This is a genomic window from Delftia sp. DT-2 (assembly GCF_028401915.1).
Taxonomy (GTDB): Bacteria; Pseudomonadota; Gammaproteobacteria; order Burkholderiales; family Burkholderiaceae_C; genus Comamonas; species Comamonas tsuruhatensis.
The window spans coordinates 166,459-177,202 of sequence record NZ_JAQOTI010000004.1; the positions used below are offsets into that span (position 1 = coordinate 166,459).

A 10,744-nucleotide genomic window follows, 5' to 3' on the forward strand; every position below is an offset into this window, starting at 1 on the left:
CCCATCGGCGCCGGCGCATGTCCGGCAGGCGCCTCAGTCCACGCGCCGCAGCTGCCCTTGCGCCAGCAGCTTGTCGCGCATGCGGCGCGTCATGGACTGGGTGCTGCCATCCGTGGCCGTGAACAGGAACAGCGTCTGCTGCGGGCTGACCCAGGTCAGCTGGGTGCGGATGCTCTGCCGGGCATTGGACAGCTCCACCCAGGTGCCCAGCGCCCAGTCCTCGGACACCACGGGCGCCACGGGTGCCGCAGGTTCAGGTGCAGGTGCCACGGATGTCGCATGCGGCCTCACCTGGGGCCCGGCAGGCTCGCCGGGCATCCTGGTCGGCGACGCCGCAACGGCCGGGGGGGCAGGCAGCTCGTCCTGCAGCGCCTCGGGCAGCTCCAGGTCCTGCTCGGTCAGGGTGGCCATCTCGTGCGCCATATCGCTCGCCATGGGCTGCGGCACATCCAGCGGCACCGGCATGGAGGCCGCCACGCCGAACAACGACTGTGGCAGGCGCGCTGCCGAGGAGCCGGGCCTGGCCTGGCCGGGCCCGGCAGCATCGAACCGGGAAGGCAGGGACGCCAGCACCGAGTCCGACCCATAGACGGTGGGCGGCACGGAGTCCAGATAAATATCCACGCTCTCTATGGGCTGGCGGACCACACCCGCATCCAGCGCATCCTGGTGCAGGCCGGCCAGGCGCGCGGCAAAGGCCTGGATCTCCTCCTCCGTGCGCCCCACGCTGCGCAGGCCGGCGCGCAGCCGGGCCTGCAGGCGCGGCGCCAGCGCCACCAGCCGGTCGGTATCGCGGCCGGCGTGTGCGGACACGCTCCACAGCAGGCTGGGCACCAGGGCGAGGTAGCCACCGGGGTCGCGGGCCTCGCTGCCGTCCACAGGCTCCTGGACGCTGGCAATCACCTGGGCCCACGGCCCCGTGGCGAATTCCAGGATGTCATCGGGTACGCCCTGGGCACTGGGCAGGCGCCGGATGGCGGCTGCGATCTGCTCGGCCCGGGGCATGACGGTTTCCGGCCAGCGCGGGTCCGCACGCCGCCCTTCCACGCGCCGGAGCGCGGCCGAGACGGGGCCGGTCACCGTGCCATCTTCAGGCGCTTCGCTCGGGCCCACGGGCTGCATGCCGCTGCCGCCCCAACCGTCACGCAGCTGCTGCAGCACCGTGGCAAAGGCCGATGCATCGGCGCGCTGCAGGGCCGCCAGCCGCTTGGCAGCGTAATCGGCCACCTGCAGGAACTGGCCATAGCCCGGTGCGGATTCACTGTCGAACCACAGGCTGCGCGCCGTCAGCTCGTCGAGCAACTGGCGCGCAGGGTGATTGCGGTCCTCGAAAAAGCGCGTGTCCTGGACCACCAGTTGCTGCAGCAGCGGCTCCAGCCGGCCCACCGTGCGCTGCACGGAAGGCAGCAGGCGCGTGTCGGCGGCCATGAAGCGCATCATGCGCTGCAGCGTGTGCAGCGCCGCGCCGTCGTCGGCGCGCGCGCCGGGGGGAGGCTCCTGCGGCTCCTGTGGCTGCAGGGCCTGCATCAGCTGCTCCAGCTGGGCCGAGTGGTGCTGCACGGACTCCAGCGCCATGCAGCTCAGCGAGGTCCAGCCTTCGGGCAGCGCCGCCAGCACGGTGGGTGCCGTCTCGCTGCCCTGCCAGGCGGTGGTCTGCAGCCGGCTTGCGCCGTCCATGGCCGGCGCAAACTGCCCGGGCACGGAATAGGCGGATGGTTGGGCCAGCATGGAAGAAGGCGCCGCAGCGGGCGCCTCGCGGTGTGAATCCATCCAGCGGGGGTCGGACAGCAGGGCGGCCACCAGGCGCCGCGTCAACTCATCTTCCTGCGCCTGCTGGCCGAAGGCGCCGTAGGCGCGGCTCTGTGCCACGGCATCGCCATAGTGTGAAGGCGCACGCCAGCGGTTCGGCCCCGGCATGTCGGTCTGGCGCCGGCCCGGCTCGGGCGGCGGTGCCACGCCATAGGCGGCAGGCTGCACGCCCTGGTCGCGCAGGGACTGGGCCACATGGCCGTACTCGGATACCAGCAATGCGCCCAGATGCTCGCGCATGAAGCCCAGCCAGCAGGCGGCGCATTCGGGCTCGACCCCGGTGTCGTCGATCACGCGCTGCAGCGCCTGCACATAGTTGTGGGGCCTGAGCGGGTTGCGTTCGGGCTGGACACGGTCCAGGCCCTGGATGGCGCTGACCAGGGCATCGAGCTCGGCCAGTGCGATCTCCACCTGCGGAGCCACATGCTGCAGCAGGCGCTGGTGGGCCAGCTGCGACTGCAGCACGGAGTCATCCAGCAGGGAGAGGGAGGCGAAATCGGTGGTGCCGGGCACACCGGACGCACCGGAGATGCCCGGCACCGGCGGCCAGGCGGCAGCGCCACCGGATTGGCCAAAGCATTCCAGCAGCGCCAGCCCATAGCCCTTGAGCATGGCGGCCCGGTGGCGGGCCAGCAATTCCAGCGCCTCGGGGATTTCAGCGCGGCGCGGCAGGCCGGAGCCAGGCAGCTCGGCCTGCTCCATGGCATGAGCCGTGCGCTGCAGCAGCCGCAGGATCAGCGCCTCCGAGCCGCGGACAGCCTGCACCAGGCAGGCCTGCAACGCGGCAACAGAAACGGGTGGAGGATTCATGGCCCGAAGAATACAGGCTCCAGCCCGTGCCGGAGGCGCTTTGAGGCTTGCCTTTGATGCTTACTTCAGTGCCTTGTAGCGCATGCGCTTGGGCTTGGCGCCTTCTTCGCCCAGACGCTTTTTCTTATCGGCTTCGTACTCCTGGTAGTTGCCGTCGAAATACACCCACTGCGAATCGCCTTCGGCGGCCAGGATGTGCGTGGCGATGCGGTCGAGGAACCAGCGATCGTGGGAGATCACCAGCACCGTGCCCGCGTACTCCAGCAGCGCATCTTCCAGCGCGCGCAGGGTTTCCACGTCCAGGTCGTTGGAGGGTTCGTCCAGCAGCAGCACGTTGCCGCCCTGGATCAGCGTCTTGGCCAGGTGCAGGCGGCCGCGCTCGCCGCCGGAGAGGTTGCCGACCTTCTTTTGCTGGTCCTGTCCGTTGAAGTTGAAGCGGCCTGCGTAGGCGCGCGAGGCCATCTGGAACTTGCCGACGTTGATGATGTCCAGCCCGCCCGAGATGTCTTCCCACACCGTCTTGTCGTTGGCCAGCGCGTCACGCGTCTGCTCCACATAGGCCATCTTGACCGTCTGGCCCACGATGACTTCGCCGGAATCGGCCTGCTCGCGCCCCGCGATCAGCTTGAACAGCGTGGACTTGCCGGCGCCGTTGGGGCCGATGATGCCGACGATGGCGCCAGCGGGGATGTTCATGGTCAGGTTGTCGATGAGCACGCGGTCGCCAAAGCTCTTGGTGACGTTGTTGAACTCGATGACCTGGGTGCCCAGGCGCTCGGCCACAGGAATGAAGATTTCCTGGGTTTCATTGCGCTTTTGGTATTCGAAATCGCTCAGTTCCTCGAAGCGCGCGATACGGGCCTTGGACTTGGCCTGGCGGCCCTTGGCGTTCTGGCGAACCCACTCCAGTTCCTTCTTTAGGGCCTTGGCACGGGCTTCCTCGCCCTTTTGCTCGGACTCCAGGCGGTTTTGCTTCTGGATCAGCCACTCGGAGTAGTTGCCCTTGTAGGGAATGCCGTGGCCACGGTCCAGTTCCAGGATCCACTCGGCGGCGTTGTCCAGGAAGTAGCGATCGTGGGTGATGGCCACCACGGTGCCGGTGAAGCGGTGCAGGAACTGCTCCAGCCATTCCACGGACTCGGCGTCCAAGTGGTTGGTGGGCTCGTCCAGCAGCAGCATGTCGGGCTTGGACAGCAGCAGCTTGCACAGCGCCACGCGGCGCTTCTCGCCGCCGGACAGTTTGCCGATCACGGCGTCCCAGGCCGGCAGGCGCAGGGCGTCGGCGGCGATCTCCAGCTGGTGCTCGGAGTCGGTGCCGGCAGCGGCGATCTTGGCTTCCAGCTCGCCTTGCTCGGCAGCCAGCGCGTCGAAGTCGGCGTCGGGCTCGGCGTAGGCGGCGTAGATTTCATCGAGGCGCGCGCGGGCCGCGTTGACTTCGGCCATGGCCTCTTCCACGGCCTGGCGCACCGTGTGCTCTGGATTGAGCTGAGGCTCCTGCGGCAGATAGCCGATGGACAGGCCCTGCATGGGCAGCGCCTCGCCTTCGAATTCCTTGTCCACCCCGGCCATGATCTTGAGCAGCGAGGACTTGCCAGAGCCGTTCAGACCCAGCACGCCGATCTTGGCGCCCGGGAAAAAGCTGAGAGAGATATCCTTCAAGATCTGCCGCTTGGGCGGCACGGTCTTGGTGAGGTGGTTCATCGAAAAAACGTATTGAGCCATTCTGGTCCGAGTACTTGAATCGTTGATTTCTGCAAAAACCGGGCAACAAATCGGTTGCACGCCAGCCGTGATTATCGGCGCATGCGACAATACCCTGCGTTGCGGGTTCCAGTTGCCCGTGACATCAGCATTCCAGCTGGGGACGATGGACGCTGTTTTCCAGGCTCCCGACATTGAACCTCATCCGCCTACGACTGGTCCGGCAACCGCCCTGGTTGCCTCGGCAGGCTGATACCCAGCGCCCCGGACGGGCGCATCTTTGATCACATGACATTTGAAGAACTGAATCTGGCTCCCGCCATTCTGAAGGCCGTGCTTGAGGAGGGTTACGAGAACCCGACTCCCATCCAGGCACAGGCCATTCCGGCGGTGCTCGCCGGCCACGACCTGCTGGCAGGCGCCCAGACCGGCACCGGCAAGACCGCGGCCTTCACCCTGCCCATGCTGCACCGCCTCTCGCAAGGCCAGGTGCCGCGCAACAAGTTCGGCGGCAAGGGCATCCGCGCCCTGGTGCTGACGCCCACGCGTGAACTCGCAGCGCAGGTCGAGGAATCGGTGCGCAGCTACGCGAAGTACCTGGACATCAACTCCACCGTCATCTTCGGCGGCGTGGGCATGAAGCCCCAGATCGACCGCATCAAGAAGGGCGTGGACATCCTGGTCGCCACGCCGGGCCGCCTGCTGGATCTGCAGCAGCAAGGCTTCATGGACCTGTCCACCGTCGAAGTCCTGGTGCTCGACGAAGCCGACCGCATGCTGGACATGGGCTTCATCCACGACGTCAAGAAGGTGCTGGCCCTGGTGCCCAAGGAAAAGCAAAGCCTGCTGTTCTCGGCCACCTTCAGCGACGAGATCCGCGACCTGGCCAACGGCCTGCTGCGCAATCCGCAGTCCATCCAGGTCACGCCCAGCAACACCACCGTGCAGCGCATCACCCAGGTGATCCACCCCGTGGGCCGCGGCAAGAAAAAGCAGGTGCTGCTGCACATCATCAACGAGAACAACTGGAGCCAGGTTCTGGTGTTCACGCGCACCAAGTTCGGCGCCAACAACGTTGCCGAATTCCTGACCAAGAACAACATCAGCGCCATGGCGCTGCACGGCAACAAGAGCCAGAGCGCACGCACCCAGGCACTGGCCGGCTTCAAGACCGGCGAGCTGCGCGCACTGGTGGCCACCGACATCGCTGCACGCGGCATCGACATCGATGAGCTGCCGCACGTCGTGAACTACGAAATCCCCAACGTCTCCGAAGACTACGTGCACCGCATCGGCCGCACGGGCCGTGCCGGGCGCGAAGGCCATGCCGTCAGCCTCGTGTGCATGGACGAAGAAGGCTTCATGATGGACATCGAGCGCTTCACCAAGCAGGAAATCCCCGTGCAGGTGCTCGAAGGCTTCGGCCCGGAAGAAGGCGAAGTGGCCGAACCCATCGCCATGGGCCGCCAGACCATCTGGGGCGGCGCGGGCAAGCCGCCCAGCCGTGACGTCATGCAGGCCGCCGCCAAGGCTGCGCGCCAGGAAATGATGGACCGCATCCGCACCAACAAGGCTGCCCAGCCCGACCGCGGCGGTCGTGCAGGCGGCCGTGGCCAGGCAGCACCCAAGGCAGGCTCGGACGAAGGCCGCTCCGAAGGCAGCGCAGGCGGCCAGGGCCGTGGCCGCAACCACGCCGGCGCAGGCGCCAACAACAAGCCGCGCCGCGACCGCTTCGACGGTCCGGGCAACGGCTCCGGCGCTGCTCACCGCCCCAAGGCAGGTCCCCAGAACGCCCCCCGTCGCGGCCCGCGTCCTGACGGCGAAGGCGGCGGTGGCCGTCGCTTCGACGACCAGCCCCCGCGCGCTGATGCCCACCTGGGCACGCAGCTCGGCCATGCACGCAGCAGCGGACCGCGCGGCGGTGCCGGTGGCGGCCAACCCGACCCGATGCGCACCAGCGTGGACACCATGGCCGAACGCGGCCGCCGCGGCGGCGGTGGTTTCAACCGCGGTGGCGGCGGCGGTGGTGGCTTCGGCGGCGGTGGCCGTGGCGGCTCCTCGCGCGGCGGCTACGGTCGCTGACCGGCACTGAATACCCGGCGTGCCAGGCGGCATGCCGGGCATTGCACCAGCCCAAAGGGCTGCATCTCCCCGGGGCTGCAGCCCTTTTGCATTGCACAGATTGCGCCTTCAGCCGACAGCGCGCCGCAAGCCTGCATGACTATCATCCCGATAGCATTGCGGCCTGCGGCGACTGAAGGCCGCACCCCTTTTTCCCGGATTCCCCAAGATTCCACACGACTGGTTCCTCAAGGCCACGCCATGACACTGCTGACTCCACCCGCCATACCCTCCAGCCAGCGCCCCGATCCGGAGCTGCCACAGGGCCGGCTGCGGTGGTCGGCCCTGGCATGCACCGCCCTGCTGGCCGCCTGCTCCAGCACGCCGCTGCCGCCGTGGCCCACGTCCTCCAAGCCCCAGGTGGCCACGCCCACCCGCCCGGCCCCGGAAATACCCGTGGTGCCCCAGGCGACCACGCAGCCGATCGCACCGGCCAACAACCTCGTCCCCCTGCCCTACAACGCGGCCGTGGCGGCGCGCTTCCCCGACCCGGCCACGCGCTATGACACGCCCGGCCTGGCGCCGCAGCGCAACCAGTTCACCACGGCCAGCGAACTGTCTTCCTGGCTGAACAGCCAGGCCAGCAAATCTCTGGGCCGCGACACGCGCCTGGGAATCGTGCAGCCCGGCAGCTCGCAGCGCGGCAGCCCCATCCAGGCCCTGGTGGCCACGCGCGCTCCCGGCATCCAGCCGTCGGCGCTGTATGACAGCCGCCGCCCCACGGTCATGCTCGTGGCCGGCCAGCATGGCGACGAGCCTGCAGGGACCGAGGCATTGCTCATCATTGCCCGCGAACTCGCTCCCGGCGGCCTGCTGGAGCCGCTGCTGCAGCAGATCAACGTGATCCTGGTCCCGCGCGCCAACCCCGATGCCGTGGAAGCCGGCACGCGCAATGCAGCCGATGGCACCGACATCGCCCATGACCACCTGCTCCTGAACACGCCGGAGGCCAAGGCCCTGGCCACGCTGGCACGCGACTACCGCCCCGTCGCCGTGGTGGACCTGCAGGAATTCCCGGCCGCCAGCATCTTCCTGCAGAAGTACCAGGCCATACAGCGCTACGACGCCCTGCTGCAGTATTCGGCCACGGCCAACCAGAATGAATTCGTGACCAAGGCTGCGCGCGAGTGGTACACGGCACCGCTGCGCACCGCGCTGTCGCAGGCCGGCCTGAGCAGCGACTGGTACTACACCACCAGCCAGGAGCTGCAGGACAAGTCCATCTCCATGGGCAGCCTGGCGCCCGATTCGCTGCGCAACATCAGCGGACTCAAGAACTCGGTGGGCTATCTGGTCAGCAGCCGTGGCTCGGACCTGGGCCGCGCCCACATCCAGCGGCGCGTGCACACCCTGGTCACCGCCGCCACACGCATGCTGCATTCGAGCGCCGAGCGCGCCAAGGACCTCACCCAGGTGCAGGCCTTCGTGGCGCGTGAGACCGCCTCTCTCGCCTGCCACCAGCAACTGGCCGTCCAGGCCGAGCAGACGCCCGAGCAGCGCACGCTCACCATGATCCAGCCCGACACGGGTGCCGACCAGCAGGTGCGCGTGGACTGGAACGCCTCCCTGCAGGCCCGCACCACGCTGTCGCGCCCGCGCTCCTGCGGCTACTGGCTGTCCGCCAGCGCCCAGACCGCCGTGGACAGGCTGCGCCTGCTGGGCCTGCAAGTGCTCAAGGTGGCCGAGCCCGGCCAGCTGCTGGCCGACTCGTACAACGAGGCCCGCTCGGCCACGCCCGCCAGCGGCGCCTATGCGCTCACGCGCGGCGCCGTCGAAGCACCCGTGGGCAGCTACTACCTGTCGATGAACCAGCCCATGGCCAATATTGCCGCTGCGGCGCTGGAGCCCGACACGCCCTACAGCTACCTCGCACGCGGCCTGGTGCCCACGCTGAGCGACATGGCGCGCGTGATGGCCCCCCCTTCGGTGGTGTTCGAGGAAGAAGAAGACGCCGAATGACGGCAAGGGCGCCAGGGCACGCCGCCAAGCCCTGAGCGCCCGCCCATTGCGGGTATGATCCGCGCTGGCCCGTCAGCGGCCATACCTGCCCGTAGCTCAACCGGATAGAGCAATTGCCTTCTAAGCAATAGGTCGGGGGTTCGAGTCCCTCCGGGCAGGCCAGTCTTTCCCCTCTGAAGCGCGACTTTTCTCAGGTCCCCTGGGAAGAACTTGGGAAGAATCAGCCTTCAGAACGACAAAGCCCCCTCGGCGCCGTGATGGCAGCCGAGGGGGCTTTTTTGCGTTTGGGCTCAGCGCGACACCTTCGGCCATGCATCCCGTATCAGCGCAGCGTCACCGGCCCATACGCTGTTTGACGTATGTATGAAGTTTTTTGATTTCGTAATACTGGGCTGCAACAGGAAGCCACCCATGCGGACAAGCGTCGCAAATCCTCTCCGCTTGTGATCAAGCTGGTGGCCTCCACATCGCTCTACCTACCGATCAAACATGACCAATACAGCGTTCTGGACTATCTCCGACTGGCAATCTGCCTACCAACGTGGCGCCGCGCCCTCAGATCTTCTGGTGCCTCTGCTAGCCAGTCTGAAGGACGGTGATACCGCCTGGATTTCCCGTTTGTCCATGGACGGCCTGCACACACGGCTGGTTCAGCTTGGGCAGCAACGGGAAGCGGTTGGTGGAGACTTGTCCAAACTCCCGCTTTACGGCATACCGTTTGCCGTCAAGGACAACATCGACGTGGCAGGGCTGGCAACGACCTGCGCCTGCCCCGAGTTCGCATTCCTGCCAGCCCACAATGCAACGGTTGTCGACCGGTTGGAGGCGGCAGGCGCCGTGGCCATCGGAAAAACCAACCTCGACCAGTTCGCTACCGGCCTGGTGGGCACGCGCTCCCCTTATGGCCCCGTGCCCAACGCATTCAAGCCCGAATTCATCAGCGGGGGCTCCAGCTCGGGCTCTGCTTCGGTAGTGGCGCGCGGCCTGGTGCCATTCGCATTGGGCACCGACACGGCCGGCTCCGGCCGCGTGCCTGCTGGTCACAACAACCTCGTGGGCTTGAAACCGACACGTGGCCTGGTGAGCAACACCGGTCTCGTGCCGGCCTGCCGCACGCTGGACTGCATCACGGTGATGGCACTGAGCGTCGGCGATGCCGATGCGGCGCTGCGCACCATGGGCGGCTTCGACGCCACCGATGCGTACTCGCGCAGCGCCCCTGCTCGTCCCGCTGCATGGCCTGCCAAGCCGGTGCTGGGCATTCCGGCATCGCCCGACTGGTTCGGCGATGCGAATGCCGAGCGCGTGTACAGCGATGCGCTGCGCCGGCTGGAAGCCATCGGCGTGGAACTGCGGCCCATCGACTTCGCCCCGCTTTTCGAGGTCGCCGCGCTGCTGTACGAAGGCCCATGGGTCGGTGAGCGCTACGCGGCCATCGAGGACCTCATGAACACCAGGCCCGAGGTCGTGCACCCCGTCGTGCGCAGCATTGTGGACAAGGCGAAGAACTTCAGCGCCGTGGACACCTACAAGGCCGAGTACCGCCGGATGGCGCTGGCACGCAAGGCAGAGGCGCTGATGCAGGGGCTGGACGGCCTGCTCGTGCCCACGGCACCCAGTATCTACACCATTGAGCAGTTGCAGGCCGATCCAGTCACGCTGAACTCGCGCATGGGCATCTACACGAACTCGTCAACCTGCTCGACTGGAGCGCCATCGCGCTGCCCGCTGGCATGCGCGCCGACGGGCTGCCCGCCGGAATCACTCTGATCGCGCCCGGCTGGCATGAGGCACGGTTGGTCGAGTTCGGCCGACGCTGGCAGGCGGCCGCCCCCTGGAAACGTGGCGCCTCGCAGCAGGACCTGCCGCCCATCGACGCACCTGCATCAACCAATCTGGACGGACAGGTCGTCGTCGCTGTGGTGGGTGCCCATTTGTCAGGCATGCCGCTCAACGGCCAGCTCATCGAGCGCGGCGCCACGCTACTGGAAAGCACCCACACCTCTGCCGCGTACCGCTTCTACGCGCTGCCCGGCACCGTGCCTCCCAAGCCCGGCCTGGTGCGCACGGGTGATGGCGCACCCATCGCCGTGGAACTGTGGGCGATACCGGTGGAGCGCTACGGCTCCTTCGTGGCATTGATCCCTTCGCCATTGGGCATCGGCACGCTGGAACTGATCGACGGCCGCACGGTGCAGGGCTTCGTCTGCGAAGCGTGGGCCACGCAAGGGGCCGAAGACATTACGTCGCTCGGAGGCTGGCGCGCCTACATGGCTCGCAAGTAACCCCGCCCTCCCCTTTGACCATCTACTTTTCGAGCGGCCTGCGCGACAGGCCAGGCCGC

4 protein-coding genes, 1 tRNA gene and 1 pseudogene are annotated in these 10,744 nt (G+C 67.5%); 4 read left to right on the top strand and 2 right to left on the bottom strand.

The annotated features are described in order from the left end of the window. Positions 1-33: 33 nt before the first annotated feature. A complete protein-coding gene (locus PO605_RS08050) occupies positions 34-2,619 on the bottom strand; it encodes a DUF1631 family protein (protein ID WP_272206228.1) in 2,586 nt (861 codons plus the stop codon). Between the two features lie 60 nt (positions 2,620-2,679). Continuing rightward, positions 2,680-4,341 (bottom strand): energy-dependent translational throttle protein EttA, encoded by a 1,662-nt coding sequence (gene ettA, locus PO605_RS08055; protein WP_016449924.1) that lies wholly within the window; start codon positions 4,339-4,341, stop codon positions 2,680-2,682. 267 nt (positions 4,342-4,608) lie between these two features. Here ettA and PO605_RS08060 point away from each other — a divergent pair, with 267 nt between their 5' ends. The 4 genes and pseudogenes from PO605_RS08060 to atzF all read left to right on the top strand — a co-directional run bounded on the left by PO605_RS08060 (position 4,609) and on the right by atzF (position 10,685). Beyond that, positions 4,609-6,402, top strand: coding sequence for a DEAD/DEAH box helicase (locus PO605_RS08060; protein WP_016449925.1), 1,794 nt, complete (start codon positions 4,609-4,611; stop codon positions 6,400-6,402). A gap of 240 nt (positions 6,403-6,642) precedes the next feature. Further along, positions 6,643-8,400 carry a M14 family metallopeptidase gene (locus PO605_RS08065; RefSeq protein ID WP_017404579.1) on the top strand — a complete coding sequence of 586 codons (1,758 nt, stop codon included), beginning with the start codon at positions 6,643-6,645 and terminating at the stop codon, positions 8,398-8,400. 85 nt (positions 8,401-8,485) lie between these two features. Then, positions 8,486-8,562, top strand: a tRNA-Arg gene (locus PO605_RS08070). 327 nt (positions 8,563-8,889) lie between these two features. Beyond that, positions 8,890-10,685, top strand: a pseudogene (gene atzF, locus PO605_RS08075) (allophanate hydrolase). Positions 10,686-10,744 lie beyond the last annotated feature (59 nt).